Annotated in this window: 16 protein-coding genes; 9 read left to right on the forward strand and 7 right to left on the reverse strand. The window is 69.8% G+C overall.

Annotation, left to right across the window (positions count from 1 at the left end; all coding sequences use genetic code 11):
* Window positions 1-14 precede the first annotated feature (14 nt).
* Window positions 15-2,480: a CaiB/BaiF CoA transferase family protein gene (locus ACZ60E_RS04865; protein WP_469438118.1), complete on the reverse strand. Its 2,466-nt coding sequence runs from the start codon at window positions 2,478-2,480 to the stop codon at window positions 15-17.
* Window positions 2,481-2,663: 183 nt separating this feature from the next.
* Between ACZ60E_RS04865 and ACZ60E_RS04870 the strand changes: the two genes are divergently transcribed.
* Genes ACZ60E_RS04870 through ACZ60E_RS04885 form a run of 4 tightly spaced genes read left to right on the forward strand, consistent with a single transcriptional unit; the run spans window position 2,664 to window position 7,316 of the window.
* The gene (locus ACZ60E_RS04870; RefSeq protein ID WP_469438120.1) at window positions 2,664-5,222 is read left to right on the forward strand and encodes a CaiB/BaiF CoA-transferase family protein; all 2,559 of its coding nucleotides are present in this window, start codon (window positions 2,664-2,666) and stop codon (window positions 5,220-5,222) included.
* 12 nt (window positions 5,223-5,234) lie between these two features.
* On the forward strand, window positions 5,235-6,383 hold the full coding sequence (locus ACZ60E_RS04875) for a thiolase family protein (protein WP_384812680.1): 1,149 nt from the start codon (window positions 5,235-5,237) through the stop codon (window positions 6,381-6,383).
* Window position 6,384: 1 nt separating this feature from the next.
* Window positions 6,385-6,804: a Zn-ribbon domain-containing OB-fold protein gene (locus ACZ60E_RS04880; protein WP_469438123.1), complete on the forward strand. Its 420-nt coding sequence runs from the start codon at window positions 6,385-6,387 to the stop codon at window positions 6,802-6,804.
* The gene (locus ACZ60E_RS04885; protein WP_384812675.1) at window positions 6,801-7,316 is read left to right on the forward strand and encodes a nuclear transport factor 2 family protein; all 516 of its coding nucleotides are present in this window, start codon (window positions 6,801-6,803) and stop codon (window positions 7,314-7,316) included. The genes ACZ60E_RS04880 and ACZ60E_RS04885 overlap by 4 nt, the downstream gene beginning before the upstream one ends.
* 125 nt (window positions 7,317-7,441) lie before the next feature.
* Here ACZ60E_RS04885 and ACZ60E_RS04890 read toward each other — a convergent pair whose 3' ends face one another.
* Window positions 7,442-8,833, reverse strand: a complete 1,392-nt coding sequence (locus ACZ60E_RS04890; protein WP_469438125.1) for an NAD-dependent succinate-semialdehyde dehydrogenase — start codon at window positions 8,831-8,833, stop codon at window positions 7,442-7,444.
* A 53-nt stretch (window positions 8,834-8,886) separates the two neighbouring features.
* Complete coding sequence (locus ACZ60E_RS04895) at window positions 8,887-9,171, reverse strand: hypothetical protein (protein WP_384812669.1); 285 nt, start codon at window positions 9,169-9,171, stop codon at window positions 8,887-8,889.
* Window positions 9,172-9,424: 253 nt separating this feature from the next.
* Here ACZ60E_RS04895 and ACZ60E_RS04900 point away from each other — a divergent pair, with 253 nt between their 5' ends.
* The 3 genes from ACZ60E_RS04900 to ACZ60E_RS04910 all read left to right on the forward strand — a co-directional run bounded on the left by ACZ60E_RS04900 (window position 9,425) and on the right by ACZ60E_RS04910 (window position 12,454).
* On the forward strand, window positions 9,425-9,973 hold the full coding sequence (locus ACZ60E_RS04900; RefSeq protein ID WP_469438128.1) for a hypothetical protein: 549 nt from the start codon (window positions 9,425-9,427) through the stop codon (window positions 9,971-9,973).
* Between the two features lie 169 nt (window positions 9,974-10,142).
* Window positions 10,143-11,636, forward strand: coding sequence for a flavin-containing monooxygenase (locus ACZ60E_RS04905; protein WP_469438130.1), 1,494 nt, complete (start codon window positions 10,143-10,145; stop codon window positions 11,634-11,636).
* Window positions 11,633-12,454, forward strand: a complete 822-nt coding sequence (locus ACZ60E_RS04910) for an amidohydrolase family protein (protein ID WP_453790542.1) — start codon at window positions 11,633-11,635, stop codon at window positions 12,452-12,454. The genes ACZ60E_RS04905 and ACZ60E_RS04910 overlap by 4 nt, the downstream gene beginning before the upstream one ends.
* Window positions 12,455-12,545: 91 nt before the next feature.
* Here the strand turns inward: ACZ60E_RS04910 and ACZ60E_RS04915 are convergent, their stop codons facing one another.
* The 4 genes from ACZ60E_RS04915 to ACZ60E_RS04930 are packed head-to-tail and all read right to left on the reverse strand — an operon-like array spanning window position 12,546 to window position 16,019.
* Window positions 12,546-13,001: a nuclear transport factor 2 family protein gene (locus ACZ60E_RS04915; RefSeq protein ID WP_469438133.1), complete on the reverse strand. Its 456-nt coding sequence runs from the start codon at window positions 12,999-13,001 to the stop codon at window positions 12,546-12,548.
* On the reverse strand, window positions 12,994-13,569 hold the full coding sequence (locus tag ACZ60E_RS04920; protein ID WP_469438136.1) for an HtaA domain-containing protein: 576 nt from the start codon (window positions 13,567-13,569) through the stop codon (window positions 12,994-12,996). Before ACZ60E_RS04920 ends, ACZ60E_RS04915 begins: the two co-directional genes overlap by 8 nt.
* Before the next feature lie 14 nt (window positions 13,570-13,583).
* Complete coding sequence (locus tag ACZ60E_RS04925) at window positions 13,584-14,723, reverse strand: acyl-CoA dehydrogenase family protein (protein WP_469438139.1); 1,140 nt, start codon at window positions 14,721-14,723, stop codon at window positions 13,584-13,586.
* A 36-nt stretch (window positions 14,724-14,759) separates the two neighbouring features.
* Window positions 14,760-16,019, reverse strand: a complete 1,260-nt coding sequence (locus ACZ60E_RS04930) for an acyl-CoA dehydrogenase family protein (protein ID WP_469438143.1) — start codon at window positions 16,017-16,019, stop codon at window positions 14,760-14,762.
* Window positions 16,020-16,031: 12 nt separating this feature from the next.
* On the opposite strand from ACZ60E_RS04930, the gene ACZ60E_RS04935 reads away from it, so the two are divergent.
* Together ACZ60E_RS04935 and ACZ60E_RS04940 are read left to right on the forward strand one after the other, a co-directional pair.
* A complete protein-coding gene (locus tag ACZ60E_RS04935; protein WP_469438145.1) occupies window positions 16,032-17,042 on the forward strand; it encodes a cyclase family protein in 1,011 nt (336 codons plus the stop codon).
* An 11-nt stretch (window positions 17,043-17,053) separates the two neighbouring features.
* On the forward strand, window positions 17,054-17,866 hold the full coding sequence (locus ACZ60E_RS04940) for an SDR family NAD(P)-dependent oxidoreductase (protein ID WP_453790536.1): 813 nt from the start codon (window positions 17,054-17,056) through the stop codon (window positions 17,864-17,866).
* Window positions 17,867-17,936 lie beyond the last annotated feature (70 nt).

Genomic DNA, 17,936 nt, shown 5'->3' on the forward strand with positions numbered 1-17,936 from the left:
CTCACTCGGTCACGTCAACTGGCTGCCTTCGCAGCGAAGTTGACCTCCGGGGACAGCCGTTCGGTGTCCGCACCGTGCTGCGGCGCGGGGGCGGCGGGGACCGGCGCCGCCGCGGAGAACCTGATGGGGAACCCGGCGACCTGGACGCCCTGGGGGTGCCCCACGTCGGGCAGTGTCACGCGCATCCCGCGGTGCCGGGTCTGCTCGTGCCGGAACGCGGTGTTCAGGTCGACGACCACGGCGCCGGGGAGTTTGTGCTCGAAGAACAGCCGCTCCCAGTGCCCGGACTCCTTGGTGAGCATCTGCTGCTCCAGCAGGGCGTTGAGGGCCGTCTCGTTCTCCCGCCGCAACGGCTCCGTCACGAACCGCGGATCGTCACGCCACCGGGGTACGTCGGCGATCTCGCAGAAGCGGCCCCAGAACTGCGGCGTGATGCACAGGGTGAACCACCGGTCGTCCGCGCACCGGAAGACGCCGAAGGGCAGGGAGCCGCTTCCGCCTCGCCGGGGCTCCGGCAGGAAGGGCTTGCCGAGGGTGACGGCCTGCGGCACCCGGTAGGACAACAGGGCCACCTGGGCGTCGAGCAGACTGACGTCGAGGCGCCTCGCCTCACCGGTCAGGTTCCGCAGCCGCAGGGAGGCGAGCATGCCCAGCGTCGCGTACAGCGAGCCGGTGAGACCGCCGATGGGGTTGCCCCAGCGCACCGGGACGTCGGGTCGTGTGTGGTCGACGGTCACACTCATGCCGCCGCCGAGCGCCTGGATGGCGTTGTCGAAGGCCGGATAGCTGCTCCATGGGCCGCTGTGCCCGAACCCGGTGATGGAGCACGAGATGGTCCGCGGATTGAGTGCGCGCAGGGCTTCCGGGCCGATGCCGAGCCGTTGGAGCACTCCCGGGCGGTAATTGTCGAGCACCAGGTCCGCCTCGCCCACCAGCCGGCCGAAGAAGTCGAGGCCTTCCTCGGTCTTGAGGTCGGCGAACACACTCGCCTTGCCGCGGTTGAGACCGCAGCGGAACGCGGCCTCCCTGGTGGAGTCGGGATAGGGCTCAAGGTGCTGGCCCGCCGGGCGGTCGACCCGGATCACGTCGGCACCGAGGTCGGCGAGCAACTGCGCCGCGAACGCCTTGCTCGGTTCGTCGCCGTTGAGCTCCAGCACGACGGTGCCGTCGAGCGCCCGGCCGTGGTCTTCGCCGGGGTGCGCGGGCTGTTGGACGGCGGTGCGGGGCTGCGGTGTGTACGCCGACTCCGTGAAGCGGCCGTCCGGCGTCCGGGCCGCGTACACGGCCCCCGCGTCGCACAGCTCCGCCAGCTCCGCGTCGGTCGTACCCAGGAGCGACGCCAGTACGGCCCTGGTGTCGGCGCCCTCCCGGCTCGGTGACCGCCAGCCGCTGGAATCGCTGAACTTCAGCGGATCGCCGGCCACGACGGCGGTACGGCCGTGACCGTCGCCGATCTCGACCGCCATGCCGCGGGCGAGCACCTGGGGATGGTCGAAGACCTCCGCGACGCGCAGCACCTTCCCGCCGACCACGCCCGCCGCCATGAACCGGGCCTGGAGGTCGTCGGCGCTGTGTTCGAGGAACACCTTCTGCAGGATCTCCACCAACTCGTCGCGGTGGGCGTGCCGGGCGGCCTGCGTACTGAACCGTTCGTCGGTCGCGAGGTCGGGCCTGCCGAGGATGTCGCAGGCCGCACCCCAGGCGCGCTGACTGATGCAGATCGCGAGCCAGCCGTCCCGGCAGGCGAAGTTGCCGAACGGCACGGTGCCCTGGCCGCCCTCGAAGGGGGCGGGGTCGGGCTCCTCGCCGAAGCTCAGCGCCTGCGGCACCCGGTAGGTGTTGAGCGCGAGCATCACGTCGAGCATCGACACGTCGACGTGCTGTCCGACGCCGCACCGGTCGCGGTGCAGGACGGCCGCGACGATGCCGATGCCGCAGAACAGGCCGGCGAACAGGTCGCCGATGGGGATGCCCCACCGGACCGGAGCGCCGTCGGCGTCGAGCCGTGTGTAGTTCATGGCGCCCGACATCGCCTGCACGATCGGGTCGTAGGCGGGCATCGTCGCCCAGGGGCCGTTCTCGCCGAATCCGGTGAGCGAGCAGGTGATGATCGAAGGGTTGTGCCGGACCAGGGACTCGCGGTCCAGGCCGAGCCTGCGCATGACGCCGGGGCGGAAGTTGTCGAAGACGATGTCGGACACCGCGACCAGGCGCTCGACCAGCTCCCGTCCGCGCGGGTTCTTCAGGTCGACGCACACCGAGTGTTTGTTGCGGCCGATACCCCAGGTGAAGAGTTCCGCCTCGGTCAGCGGTCCGGGATCTGCGTCGGCTGCGGCGGTGTCGGCCGGGAGTGCCTGCACGCGGACGACCTCGGCACCGAGATCCGCGAGCAGCTGGGAGGAGAAGGGTCCCGACACCACCCGGGAGAAATCGAGAACGCGTAGTCCGGCGAGCGGCCGGGCGGATGATGTATGAGCCATAGTAGCCCCAACCATAGGTAGTAGCCGGACCATATACAACTAGCAGCATAATAAGAAGCGCTGCACCAGTCACGTACGAGCCGTCGCTGACGTGGTGGAAGCCTGATTGAGTCAGTCTCGCCCTCACTGCCAATCATGGTCTAATGTTGTTCAAATTAAGTGACCGTGATGGAAGGCCCTCCCGTGACCGACAGTGCGAACCCGGGAAGTCTCGCCGGGATCCGAGTCCTCGAGTTCGGCGACCAGAAGGGCGAGTACTGCGGGCTCGCGCTCGCCGGGCTCGGCGCCGAAGTGATCAGAATCGAGCCACCGGCGGGCGCCGCGAGCCGCCGCATGGGACCGTTCGTCGACGATGTGCCGGGCCCGGACCGCTCGCTGCACTTCTGGGCCCACAACCGTGGGAAGAAGTCGGTCGTCCTCGACCTGGACGACCCCGCCGACGTGGCCCGGTTCGCGGAACTCGCCGGCGACGCCGACGTCGTGCTCGACGCAGGCGACATCGATTACCTCGAAGAGCGCGGACTGGGCAGTGACGCGCTGCGCTCCCGGTACCCGAAGCTGGTCTACGCGCGCATCACCCCGTTCGGCGACACCGGCCCCTGGCGGCACTGGAAGGCCTCCGACCTGGTGCATCTGGCGCTCGGCGGCCCGGTGATGAACTGCGGCTACGACCCCGACCCCGCCGGACGCTACGACCTGCCCCCGATCGCCCCGCAGCTCGGGCACACCTACGCCATCGGCGGCGAGCAGATGGCGTTCACCATCGTCGCCGCGCTGATGCGCCGGGCCACCACGGGTGAGGGCCAGTACCTGTCGTGCGCGCTGCACGAGGCGGTCGCGAAGAACACCGAGGGCGACCTCATGTCGTGGGCCTGCCTGCGCACACCGTTCAACCGCCAGACGTGCCGTCACTCGGCGCCCGCCGTCTCCGTCCACCGGTCCGTCTTCGCCAGCAAGGACGGCCGCTACACCCTCGCCAGCACCCGCAACGCCAAGCTCCTCAAGCCCTTCATCGAGGAGCACGGCATCGGCGCCCACGATGTCAGTGACGGCAGCGACGAGAAGGAACAGGACTCCCGCGTGCTGCCCGGCATGGAGGGCGGCGCCGCACGCAACATGGACGCGGTCGAGCACTCCGTGCGCCGCTATCTGCACGAGGACGTGCCCTGGCGGCAGGCGCAGGAGGCGGGCCTGATGTGGGTGCCGGTGCGCAAGCCGCACGAGAACGCCTACGACGAGCACTGGCTGCAACGCGGCACCTACGCCGAGGTCGAGCACCCGGAACTCGGCCGCAGCCTGCGCTACCCGGTGAGCAAGTGGGTCAGCACCGGGACCGGTTGGGCGGCCGGCCGCCGCGCGCCGCGCCTGGACGAGGACCGCGAACCGGTCCTCACCACGAGACCGCGCACCCGGATCAGGGAGGTGCCCCGCCCCGGCCCCGACCAACTGTCCGTGCACGGAAGCCCGTTCCCGCTGCAGGGCGTACGGATCCTCGACTTCACCTGGATGCTGGCCTCCGCAGGCGCGACCCGGTTCCTCGCGTCCCTCGGCGCGGAGGTGATCAAGGTCGAGTGGCACAAGAACCTCGACCCCCGCCGGGGCGGCGCGCCGGTCGGTGGCCGCGAGGCGCGCGAGCGGGCCGTCGAACCCGTGCCCTCCCGCTGGCCCGCCGACCTCGGCGGCCCCGTCGGCGCCCAGTACAACAACAAGAACCCCGGCAAGCGCGGTATCTCGCTCAATGTCAAGCACCCCGAAGGGCTCGCCCTCGCCAAGCGGCTCGTCGCGCAGAGCACCGTCGTCTCCGAGGGCTTCTCACCCGGGGTGATGGAGAGCTGGGGGCTCGGCTACGACGTACTGCGTGACATCAAACCGGACATCATCTACGCCAAGCAGTCCGGCATGGGCACCAAGGGGATCTACGGACGCTTCCGCACCATCGGCCCCATCGCGCAGGCGTTCGCGGGCACCTCGGAGATGAGCGGCCTGCCCGACCCCTTCCCGCCCGCCGGCTGGGGCTACTCCTACCTCGACTGGTTCGGCGCCTACAGCTTCGCCCTGGCGATCCTGAGCGCGCTCTACCACCACCAGCAGACCGGACAGGGACAGGCGATCGACGCCTCGCAGTGCGAGGTCGGCCTGTTCATGACCGCGGTACCCACCCTGGACTTCCAGGTCAACGGCCGCCAGTGGCAGCGCGCGGGCAACCGTTCGCCGTACGGGACCGCCGCTCCCGAAGGCATCTACCGGTGCGCCGGAACCGACCGGTGGGTAGCGATCACCTGTGAGACCGAGGACGAGTGGGTCGCGCTCGCCAAGGAGGCCGGGCACCCGGAATGGCTGGAGCAGCCGGAGTTCGCGACCCTGGAGGCCCGCGGCAGGCACCGGGCTGAGCTGGACAGACTCATCGGCGCGTGGACGAGCGAGCGGGACGCCTTCGCGCTCATGGAGCAACTGCAGACGGCCGGCGTCCCGGCAGGCACCGCGCAGACCGCCGAGGACCGTATCGAGCACGACCCCCAACTCGCCGCGCTGAACTGGCTGACCGAGCTGGACGCCACCGACTTCGGCCGGTGGCCGGTGGCCGCGCCGTCGGTGAAGCTCAGCGACACCCCGCAGCACGCCGGCGGACCGGTCGACGCGGGCGCGCCCACCTACGGCGAGCACAACCACGACGTCTACGGACGACTGCTCGGCCTGTCCGCCGACGAGGTCGACGAACTCGCCGCCGACGGCATCATCTGAGGGAGTACGCACATGACGAGCCAACCCCGCGGAGCGATCCGCGGCCGATCGGCGATCGTCGCGGCCGGGAACACCGAACAGGGCACCGTCCCCGGCATCTCCGCCGACGAGATCGCCGTCGAGGCCCTGCGCCGCACCCTCGCCGAACACGGCATCGCCAAGTCCGAGATCGACGGACTGATCACCTGCAAGTCCTACGGCGGCTTCGGCATCGACACCGAGATCGGCCGCCTGGCCGGCCTCAACCCCGACTACAGCGCCACCCTCGACTACGGCACGTGCAACTTCTCCCTCCACCTGGCGTGCGCCGTGATCGACGCGGGACTCGCGACCACCGTCGCGATCGTCTACGGAACCAACCAGCGCAGCGCCGGCAACCGGTTCGGCCACCCGCTGGGCCGCCAGGACGAGGCATCCGTGTACGGGTTCCTGAACGTCGCGGGCCCGGCGGGCATGGCCTTCCGCAGACATCAGCACCTCTACGGCACCACGGAGGAGGACCTCGGCCGGATCGCCGTGTCACAGCGCCGGTACGCGCAGGACAACCCGCTCGCCGTCTTCCGCGAACCACTCACCCTGGACGACTACCTCGCCCAGCCCTACCTGGTGGAACCACTGCGCCGCGCGGACCTCTGCATGATCTCCGACGGAGGCGCCTGTCTGATCGTCACCCGCGCCGACCGCGCGGACGACTTCACCGACAAGCCGGTGCACGTGCTGGGCATCGCCCAGCAGAGCGGACTGCGCGACCGGCAGAACGCCGATCAATGGATGCGCCCGTGGATCGAGCGGGTCGCCGAACGGATCTATCCCGCCGCCGGGATCGGCCGCGAGGACGTCGACGCGCTCTACATCCAGGACCCCACCAGCGTCTGGGTGCTGCAGATGCTGGAGATGTACGGCTTCGTGCCACCCGGCGGTGTGGGCGAGGCGTTCAGGGACGGTGCCGTCGGGCACGGCGGGAAGCTGCCGCTCAACACCAACGGCGGACAGCTGTCAGAGGCCTACATGTGGGGCTTCCTGCACCTGTGCGAGGCGGTGCGGCAACTGCGCGGCGAAGCGGGCGGGCGTCAGCTGGACGGGCCGCGCACCGCGCAGTACTGCTCGACGTTCGGCTTCATGAAAGCCGCCAGCACGATCCTCAGTGTGGACAGGAGCTGATATGGACACCACCACGGCGGACGCCTCGCCGTTCTGGGACCGGGCGGCGCAGGGCGAACTCGTCTTCCAGCACTGCGACGACTGCGCGTTCGTCCGCTGGCCCGCGGCGGGCGTGTGCCCCGAGTGCCTGGGCCGCGGGTTCACCTGGAAGCCGGTGGAACCCACCGGAACCGTATGGAGCCAAGTGGTCTACCACCGCGCGTACGACACCGCACTGCGCGAGCGGATCCCGTACAACGTGGCGCTGGTGGAGCTGACCTGCGGGGTGCGCCTGCTGACCCGGCTGACCGGGTTCGGTACGGCCGACCCGGTCGGCGCGGCCGTCACGGCACGCTTCGAGGACCCGGACGGCGGCCCGGTCCCGGTCTTCGCCCCGGCAACAGGAACAGGAACAGGAACAGCGGAAGGAAACGCGTGGTGAGCGACATCGAGAGCCGCCTGGCGGCACTGGAGGAGCAGGTCCGCGAGCTCCGGGACGAGCGCGAGATCCGCGAACTGCTCTCCCGCTACGGCTACTACGCCGACGCCTGCCTCGACGACGAGTACCTGGCGCTGTTCACCGAGGACGGTGCGATGGACGTGTCCCAGGGCGGGAGCGAGGACCCGTACGCGGTCCTGCGGTGGGAGGGCCAGGAGGCGATGCGGACGTTCCTCACCGACCGGACCGCGGCGCACGGCAACGGGTTCGCCGGCCGGAGCCTGCACCTCCAGGGCAACAACCTGACCGTCACGGTGCGCGGTGACACCGCGGTGGCCGCCGGGTACTCCTTCATCTTCCATCAGGACGGCCCGCACCTGAAGCTGCTCAGCGCGTCGACGAACGAGTGGCACCTGGTCAGGGCCGCGGACGGCTGGCGGATCGCGCTGCGCAGGCGCCGCGCGGTGGGCAGCCCCGACACGGCCGAGGTACTGACCTCGACCGACCGCGCCTGACCGGCTGCTCGGCACCCGGACCGCGTACGACGAGAACTCCCTCCTCCCCCGGATCACCCGGGGGAGGAGGGAGTTCTCTTTGCGCCCTGCGACCGCGCACTACGAGCGTGCGTTACGACTGGTCGTTACGGCAGCGCGTACGTCTTCAGGTTGGCGAACTGGTCCATGCCGGTACGGCCGAGTTCGCGGCCCACGCCGGAGAACTTGGTGCCGCCGAAGGGGAGTTCGACGCGCGCCGGCAGGAACTGGTTGATGCCCACGGCGCCGGTGTCGAGTCCGGCGGCGACGCGCTGCGCCTCGTCGAGGTCCTCCGCGAACACCGAACCGCCGAGGCCGTACTTGGTGTCGTTGCCCAGGGCGATCGCCGCGTCGGCGTCGGGCACCCGGAACACCAGCCCCATCGGCCCGAACGCCTCCTCGTGGTACAGGCGCATGTCGGGAGTCACGTCGGTCAGCACCGCCGGGCGGAAGTACGTACCCGGGCCGTCGATGATGCCGCCCGGGGCCAGCACGGTGGCGCCCTTGTCGACCGCGTCCTGGTACTGCTCCTGCAACAGCTCGGCGGCCGACCTGCTGGACATCGGGCCGAGCGTCGTCTTCGGGTCGAACGGATCCCCGATCTGCTGATCGGTGAAGAGCGGCACGAACTTGGCGATGAACTCGTCCGCGACGCTCTCCGTCACGATCACCCGCTTGGGCAGGGCGCAGGCCTGCCCGCCGATGATCAGCCGGCAGGTGGCGGCGGTCGCCGCGGCCTTGTCCAGATCGGCCGAGTCCAGCACCACGAACGCGTCCGAGCCGCCCAGCTCCAGGACGACCGGTTTGATGTGGCGGCTCGCCTGCGCGCCCACGATCGCCCCGGCCTGGTCGGAGCCGGTCAGCGTCACCCCGCGGACCCGGGGGTCGGCGATGAAGGTCGAGACCTGGTCCCGGGAGAGAAGCCCGGTCTGGTAGACGCCGTCCGGGAACCCGGCCTCGCGGAAGATCTCGTCGAACAGCAGCGTGGACCCGGCGCAGATCGCGGCGGGCTTGACCACGACCGTGTTGCCGAGCATCAGGTTGGGCGCCGTGGCACGCATTGCCTGGTACATCGGGGCGTTCCACGGCTCGATGCCGAGGACGACACCGACCGGTTCGCGGCGTACGACAGCACGGGAGATGCCCGGCACCGGGACCACCTCGTCGGCCAGCAGCTCGGGGCCCCGGTCCGCGTAGTAGGTGAACATCTCGGCCGCGCCGTGCGCCTCGGGTATCGCCTGGCTGAAGGGCTTGCCCATTTCGAGCGAGGTCAGGCGGCTGAGCTCCTCGGCGTGCGAGCCGATCAGTTCGGCCACCCGCCGGAACAGCCGCACCCGCTCCTCGATCGGCACCTGCCGCCAGGCCAGGTATGCCTCGTGGCCGCGCGACAGCAGCTCCTCGGCGCTCTTGTCGTCGAGCGCGTTCCACGAGCGCACCAGTTCGCCTGTCGCGGGATTCAGCGTGTGGTACTGGCCGGCGTCGACGGTAGTGCTGGTCACGATGGGCCCTCCTTGAGGACGTGCGAGCAGGGGTGGTGGAGGACGCGCGCGGGTCAGGGCGTCGGGAGACCGGACGCGTACACCTCGCCCGAGTTCGTGTGGACCAGGACCGCGAGGCGCAGTAGTTGTGTTGCCGAGACCGAAGTCGTGTTCGCGTCGTCCATGCCGGTGAGGCCGAGTTCGGTGAGTACGGGAGTGGCGATCTCGCCGATCCGGTGCGCGGTGTCCCAGACGAGCTCGCGCCAGCTGAGCCAGCCGAGAACATCATCGGGAGAGGGGGCGCCCGGCAGCAGATCCGCGGCCCGCTCTGCCAGCTCCCAGATGCCCTTGATGTCCACGGCCGTCCTCCTTTGGATGCTGCGGCGAACTTCTCAGGACAGTAAGGAGCACAACACTCGGGCGTCAAGGGATGCCATTGACATCTTTTGGTTACGTTGCCTTAATCCGCGTATCCGCCCGGATCCGGCGCGATCCGGCCTGATCCGCGGGAAGCTGGGCGGGGTGTCGGCGGCCCGGATGCGTCGGAGGCATGCTTTATGCTTGTCGTTACCCTTGTTCAGCAGGTTTGGCGACCATGTGGAGGCACGCCTGATGGCACGCGACGGAAGCGCCCGAGCCCGGGTCCGACAGTTGCTGGTGACCTCAGGGCCTGTCCGGGACCCGTCCGGATACACATCGGCCGTACTCAAGGAGGCGATCGGCTACCGGGGTTCGGCCGTCGCCTTCATCCAGCTGATCGCGGCCATGGAGCGGGACGGGGAGATCGTCCGGGAGATCCGCGGGAAGCGGACCTACGGGATCGCCGCGTCCGAGGAGACCACCGAGAGCTTCCTGGCGCAGCCCCAGGGCCCTGTCGCCGTCGCGGACGACGGTCGTGCGACGGCGGACATCGAGATCGACTACGACCAGCTGGCCGCGGCGATTCTGCGGCAACTGTGGTCGGCCGCCAAGTCGCCCGTAGCGCAGCAGGGCGTGCAGGGCGTGCAGGACGTGAAGGCCGTTTCGGAGCAGGTCGGTTCGGAGCAGGCCGGTCCGCGACCCGACGCGTACACCCGGCGCCTCGAAGCGGCCCGGTCCCAACTGGACGAGCTGCTCGGCCCCGCCCTGCGTGACCTGCCGGCGTCCGCCTCGAAGAGCTGAAGGGATCCGAGCGGCCCCGAGCGGCTCCGGGTCGCTCCGGGGGTGCCGGTGCGCCGGTCACCGACCATGCTTGACATGTCCACCTCAATCCCTGATCCGACCCCATGCTAATCTTGTTGGAACATTATTAAGAGACAACTTGATGTGGCGAACAGGATGGGGGAGCTGGATGAAGCAGCCGCTGCAGGTTGCCGTGGTCGGCGCCGGCATGTCCGGACTTTTCATGGGGCACCACCTCAAGAACGCCGGAATGCGCTTCACGATCTACGAGAAGCGCTCCGCCGCTGGTGGGACGTGGGACACCAACACGTACCCGGGCCTGCACGTCGACGTACTGACGCGCAACTACGAGTTCCCGTTCGCGCGCGGACACCACTGGACCAAACGGTATGCGCCCGGCGAGGAGGTCAGGCGCTACCTCGCGGACTTCGCCGAGGCCCAGAACCTGCTGCCGCACATCGAGTTCGACACCGAGGTGACGTCTGCGGTGTGGGAGAACGGCGCCTGGACGCTCACCCTGGCCGACGGCTCGACGAGCACGGTCGACATCGTCGTCACCGCCACCGGATTCCTGCGTACGCCCGCGATACCGAAGGTCCCGGGGGCGGACACATTCCTCGGCAAGCAGTTCCATTCCTCCCGGTGGGACCACTCCCTCGACCTCAAGGACAAGAGCGTCCGGTTCGGCGTGGTGGGCACGGGCTCCAGCGGCGTGCAGATCGTCAGCGCGCTCGGCAAGACGGGCGCCGACGTCACCCACTTCATCCGCACACCGCAGTGGATGCAGGTCAAGGACAACCCCAGGTACACGCTCGCCGAGAAGCTCGTCCTGCGCATCCCGCCCCTGGCCAGACGCTACGACCGGAAGATGGCCGAGCTGCGGGTGAAGACCGACGGCAACGAGACCTGGCGCCTCGTACCGGGACCCGACCGCGAGGAGATGAAGCGGCGCTTCCTGAAGATGCTGCAGGACGAGATCCCGGATCCGGAGCTGCGCGCCAAGTTCACCCCGACCGAGCCGCTCGGCGTCAAACGCATCGCGAAGACGCCCGACTACTACCGCGTGGCGCAACAGGACAACGTCCACCCGGTGTTCGGCGGGATCCAGCGGGTGGAGCCGCACGGGATCGTGGACGAGCAGGGCACACTCCACCGCCACGACGTCATCGTCTGGGCGACCGGCTTCGACGCGCACGCCTACATGCGGCCGATGCACGTAACAGGCCCCGAAGGGCTGACGATGGACGCGGCGTGGCGCGACGGTGTCACCGCGTTCCGCGGCATCGGCGTACCGCGCTTTCCCAACTTCTTCCTGCTGTGCGGCCCGTTCGCCCCGGTCAACTCGCTGACCATTCCCACCACGCTGGCCCACGAGGTCGGTTACCTGATGCGCCTGTTCGACGTCATAGCGCAGACCGGGCAGGGGTACGCGCCCTCGGAAGCGGCGACCAAGGCCTTCGTCGACGAGGTGCGCGAGGCGCTGCCCGGCACGACGTACTCCGAGGGCGACAACTGGTACAGCCAGGAAGTCGGTGTCCCGATCATCTGGCCGTTCACACGGGCCAGACACGAGGAGCAGTACGCCGAGCTGCTGATGAGCGACTTCGACGCGTACCCCACGGCGGACTCGTCGCCGGCGGCGACGGAGAACCGGCACCGATGATCATCGACGCGCAGATCCATGTGTGGAAGGCCTCGACCGCAGAGCGGCCGTGGCCGCCGGACGCCATAGAACCGCACCGCGCGGTCCCGCTGGACGTGCCGGAGGTCAGCGCCCTCATGGCCGAGGCCGGGGTGTCCGGAGCACTGCTGCTCGGGCCGACATGGGAGGGCTCGCGCAACGACTGCGCCCTCGCCGCCGCCGCGGCGCACCCGCGGCGGTTCGGTGCCATCTGCCGGTACGCGACCGGCGATCCGGCGGAGGTCGAGAAACTGGCGCACTGGCGCGAGACCGCCGGCATGTACGGCATCCGCATGTCCCTCAACCGGGGCGATGTCGACGGGATGGTCGAGGCGGCCACGGCCAGCGGATTCTGGTCCGCCGCCCAGCGGTTCGGTGTGCCGCTGAACATCTACGCCCCCGGCCGCCACGCGCTCTACGAACGGCTCGCCCAGCGGTACCCGGGTCTCAGGATCACCGTCGACCACGCGGCCGTCGAGTCCGCCGCGATACCACTGGTCGAGGCCGTCCAGCCGCTGCTCGCCCTCGCGAAGTACCCCGGCATCGCGGTGAAGGCCTCCGCGCTGCCGTGCTTCGTACGGGAGGAACACCCCTTCCCGTCCGTCACCGAGACGGTCCACCGGCTCGTCGACGCCTTCGGCGCGCACCGGGTCTTCTTCGGCTCGGACCTCTCCCGACTGCCCGTCCCGTACCCGCAGTTGGTCGACGCCTTCGTGCATCACACACCCCGGCTCAGTGACAGTGAGCGAACGGCGGTGCTCGGCGGGGCGCTGGCCGACTGGATCGGCTGGGACCGGTAGACGAGCGGCGGTCGAGCTGCGGAACGGGTGAGTGCCGGGTGCTTCGACTTCCCGAAGCACCCGGCACTCACCCGTCGGCGTTCACCGTCGCTCAGCGCGTGATCTCGTCCCGTACGGTGCGGGTCTCGCGCCACTTCATCGAGACCCGGCGTTCGGTGATCCGCCAGCCGTCCTCCGTGCGGATCAGGAGGTCCACGTACGAGCCACCGCCGGAGACACGGACGATCTCGCCCTCCCCGGCGCCGCGGCGCCCGGTCTCCACCTGATAGTCCGAGTACGCCGTCGCCCGGTCCCCGTCCAGCTCGACGACCGTGTTCACCAGCGGATGCTGCGCGAACAGCCAGGCGGGGTCAGGCTTGCTCAGCCGGGCACGCATCCCGGCGGGGGTCTCGCGCTTGCCGCCCATCGGCGTGAAGTCGATGACCGCGTCGGCGGTGAACGCCAGGTCCCAGGCCTCCCAGCGGCGTTCGTCGAGCCCGTAGGCGTAGTGGCGAAGCGCCGCTTCGATGCCGATGTGGTCGCGCAGCGCCTCGATGTCCTCAGCCATGGCTTCCTTCTGGTCGTTCGGGTGTGCCGGGTCGTTCCGGTCGGGGAACCGTGATGGTCAGTGGGGCGAACGGCTCGCCCGCCTCGTAGACGTCACCGAAGAGCTCCACGCCTTCGGGCGCCAGGCGGACGTCGGTGGCATGCCACTGCTCGATCCCGCCCTCCGTCCGTCGGCCGGTGAGGTCGAACGTCACCAGCCTCAGTCGTCCGCCGTCCCTCGACGCCGGATCCAGGACGGTCAACTCGCCCCGGCCGCCCGCGCGTACGACGATGCGCGGCAGGGCGATGTGCACGGACAGCATTCCGAAGTGGCCGACGAACCGGACGTCACCGCCGAAGGCGAACGTCTCGGTGCCGGAAGCGGCGTCCTCGTCCAGCGGAAAGATCATCTCGTTGAACTCGTTCACCGCGACGCCGTTGCCGAGATGGGCCCGTCCGTCCTGCATCCGGGCGACGTACGCCACGAAGCTGGACTTGATCGCCCAGCGTAGGCCGTGGGCGGGCAGGGCGGTGGTCTGCGGAGTGTCGTCGACCACGGATGCGACCGACTCCTTCTGCTGCTGCACCATGAGGGGCACTCCCGTCAGTCCGTGGCCGCGGCGAGATCCACCGTGCGCGCCGCCACGTGCTCGATGTGTTCCCCGGCCGTGCCGAGGAGCAGGGCGTCGGTGGTCGCCCGCTTGAAGTACAGATGGGGAGAGCCCTCCCAGGTGAACCCCAGTCCGCCGTGCAACTGGATGGCACCCGTACTGATCCACAGGTACGACTCCGAGGCCACGGCCCTGGCGAGGCTCACCGCCAGCCGGGCGTCGTCCGTGCCGTCCTCCAGGGCCCACACCGCGTGATAGGCCACGGACCGGGCCTGCTCCAGCGAGACGAGCATGTCGGCGCACCGGTGTTTCACCGCCTGGAAGGAGCCGATGGGCCGGCCGAACTGCAGGCGGTCACGTACATGGGCGACGGTCGCGTCGAGCATCCGCTGAGCGCCGCCGACCTGCTCGACCGCCAGCAGGGCGGACGCCACGAGCAGCGCCCGTTCGCAGACGGACGGGCACTCGCTCTCGTCCGCGACGCGGCGCGCCGCCACGTCGTGGAGCACGATGTCGGCCTGACGCCGGGTGAGGTCGAGGGTGGACAGCGCGGTCCGGGTGATGCCTTCCGCGTCGCCCTCCACCGCGAACAGCGCGACCCCGGACCCGGTGGTGGCCGCGACGAGCAGGAGGTCCGCCGTCGTCCCGTCGGGCACCTGGGCCAGAGCACCCGACAGGGTCCAGCCGGTTTCTGTGGGGGTCGCCGTGACCGTCACCCGGTCCGGCGAGAAGGTGCCGCCGTGCGTCGGGACCGCGAGCGTCGCGACGCGCTCGCCCTTGGCCAGGGCGGGAAGGTAGTCGGCCCGCACCGCGGCGTCGGACAGCGCGGCCAGGGCGGGCATGGCCAGGCAGACCGTCCCGAGGACCGGCCCGCACACCAGCGCGGCGCCGAGTTCCTCGACGACGACGGCCTGGTAGACGAGCCCGGCCCCCTCACCACCGTGGGCCTCCGGTACGGCCAGTCCCAGCACGCCCAGTTCGGTCGCGAGGCGGCGCCAGAGCGCGCTGTCGCTTCCGGTGTCCGTGATCATCGTTTCGCGGACCGTGGGTTCCGGGGAGACCTCGGCGCAGAAGTCGCGCACCATGGTGCGCAGCTCGGCCAGTTCGTCCGTGAACTCGAATTCCTGTGTCATGGCAACCAATGGGTGTCTCGCGGGTGGGCGTCGGTGTCAGCGCGGGACGTCGCGCCACGGGATCTTCTTGTCGGCACGGGGTTCCTGCGGGAGCTTGAGCACACGTTCCCCGATGACGTTGCGCTGGATCTCGGACGTGCCGCCTTCGAGCGTGGTGGCCCGTGACCGGAGGTACTTCCGCTGGATCGCGGTGGACCCGGACTCGTCGTCGGGGGCGTCGGGGGAGTAGGTGTCGATCAGCGTGCCCGCCGGGCCCAGCAGCTCCATGCAGAACTCGTAGACGTGCTGGGTCAGTTCGGAGCCGACCAGTTTGGTGACGGCGCTGCCCGGCCCGGCCGTGGCCTGCGTGGCCGCCGCCACCCGGGTGCGGTCGGAGGTCAGCCGGTGCGTCTCGGCGCGGATCCACAGCCGGGTGAGCCGCTCCCGCAGGACCGGGGTGTGACGTTCGGGATGGGCCTGCCACAGTTCGAGCGCGTCGGCGATCACGCCGCTGCCGCGCGCCGGCACCCGGTCGCCCAGGGAGGTGCGCTCGTCGCCCAGGGTGCTGTTGGCGACGATCCAGCCCTCGCCGACCGCGCCGAAGCGCTGGGAGTCGGGGATGCGGACGTTGTCGAGGAAGACCTCGTTGAACTGGGCCCGGCCGGTGAGCTGCCGCAGGGGGCGGACCTCGACGCCGGGGGTGGTCATGTCGAGGATGAAGTAGGTCAGGCCCTTGTGCTTGGGGACGTCCGGGTCGGTCCGCGCGAGCAGCACGGCCCAGCGGGAGGTGTGCGCCAGACTGGTCCACACCTTCTGGCCGTTGACGATCCAGTCGCCCCCGGCCTCGCCCTGCCCTGAGGCGCTGTCGGTGTCCCGGACCGCCCGGGTGGCGAGCCCCGCGAGGTCGGAGCCGGCGCTGGGCTCACTGAAGAGCTGGCACCACTTCTCCTCGCCCGTGGCGAGTGGCCGCAGCAGTCGGGATGCCTGCTCCGGGCTCGCGTAGCGGCGGATCGTGCCGGCGACGATGCCGTACCCAATGGTGTTGACGGTACGTGGCTCGGGTCCGCCCGCCTCCCGCATGACCCGGTTGGCCACGGGCTGCAGACTGCGCGGCGCCCGAAGTCCGCCGAGGCCTTCCGGGAAGTGCACCCAGGTGAGTCCGGCGTCGTACCAGGCACCCATGAGCTCGGTGAGCGGGACGTCGCGCGGCGGATGCGCGGTGACGACGTCGCGGGCCACCTTCTCGATCTCGGCGGCGTTCGGGGCGGCGGAGGGGGCTGTCGTGGTCACAAAGCTGATGATAACATGTTGGAACATTATTAGGTACTCGTGAACAGTATTGAGGAGACCGCCATCGCCGCCCGCAGAGCCGTCTCACCCCGCCGCGCGTATACGAGAGCCGATGTCCTCGCGATGGCGGAGCGTCACCGCACCTGGGGCAGGTGGGGGCCGGACGACGAGCGGGGTTCGACGAACTACATCGGCGCGGACAAGGTGCGCGAGGCCGCGGGCCTGGTGCGTACCGGGCAGGTGTTCTCGCTCGCCACACCCTTCGACCGAACCGGGCCCAACCCCGGGCGTCCGGGCAGTCCCCGGGTCAACCCGCAGCACATCATGTTCCGGCACGGCGGTGACATGCTCGCGGACTGGGAGAACGCACGGCACGGGATGCGCTCGACCGACGACGGCGTCTACATGCCATTGCAGGCGGCCACGCAGTGGGACGCCTTCTGCCACATCTTCTTCGACGGCGTCACCTACAACGGGCACGGTCCCGAGTCGGTGACCGGCGCGGGAGCCGTACACAACAGCATCACCGAGGTCCGGGAGACGACCACCGGCCGCGGCGTCCTCCTCGACTTCCCACGCTTCTACGGTGTGGACTGGCTCGAACCGGAACAGGCCGTCCAGGACGACGACCTCGCCGCCTGCGCCGACCATCAGGGAGTGGTGATCGGCGAGGGCGACATCGTCCTGGTGCGGACCGGGCACATGGCACGCCGGCGCCGGGAGGAGTTCTGGGGCGACTACGCGGCCGGACCGGCGCCCGGCCTCGGACTGAGCGCCTGCGACTACCTGCTGCCGCGCAAGGTGGCGGCCGTCGCCTCGGACACCTGGGGACTCGAAGTCGTCCCGTGCGAGTCACTGCCCGAGGTGCCCTTCGGCATGCATGTCGTGATGCTCGTCAACGCCGGCGTGCTCATCGGTGAGATCTGGGATCTCGACGCGCTCGCGCGGGCCTGCGCGGCCGACGGCGTGTACGAGTTCTTCCTGTCCGCGCCCCCGCTGCGGATCACCGGCGCCGTCGGTTCCCCCCTCAACCCGATCGCTGTCAAATAGGAAGGCGTCACATGCCTGTCGAGCCCGACGCGAACATCGTCCCCGACTATGCGTCCCTGATGCGGCTGGACGGCCAGGTCCATGTCGTACTGGGCGCCGGTCAGGGGATCGGCCATCAGACCGCGCACGCACTCGCCGCGTACGGCGCGAAAGTCGTGTGCGTCGACCGTGAACAGGACCGCGCGGACGAGGTGGCCAAGGAAGTCGGTGGGGTGCCCTGGGTCGGTGAACTGACCGAACGGGACTCGATGGCCGAGCTGTTCGACCACGTCGGCCGGGAACTGGGCAGACTCGACGGCGTCGTGGACATCGTCGGCCTGGCACGCTACAAGCCGCTCACCGAACTGACCGACGACGACTGGCAGTGGCATCTCGACGTGGTGCTCAAGCACGCGTACCTGGCCCTGGAGTACGCCACGCGGTACTGGCGGCGCACCGGGACGGGCGGCTCGGTGGCCTTCGTGGCCTCGGTCGCGGGCAAGCAGAGTTCACCGAAACTGGCGGCCTACGGAGCGATGAAGGCCGCACTGATGTCACTGGTGCGCACCGCCGCCGTCGAACTGGGCCCGCATGGCATCCGCGTCAACGCCGTCGCGCCCGGAGTGGTACGCACCCCGCGCGCGCAGGCCAACCCCAAGTGGACGCGGGAACTGCTGGACGCGAACATCGCGAAGACGCCCACCGGGCGGCTGACCTACCCGGCCGATGTCGCGGCCGCGCTGCTGTTCTTCCTCTCACCGCTCTCGCGCCAGATCACGGGCGAGTCCCTGGCCGTCGACGGCGGCAACATGGCCCTCTTCAACGTGGACTCCCCGACGCCGTAGCCGTGTCCGCGAAGTCCCTCGCCTACCGCCTCTGTCGCCAGGGATCGAATGAGTCATGTAGTTTTCTAAT

It is taken from the genome of Streptomyces sp. NPDC102514 (genome assembly GCF_055584525.1).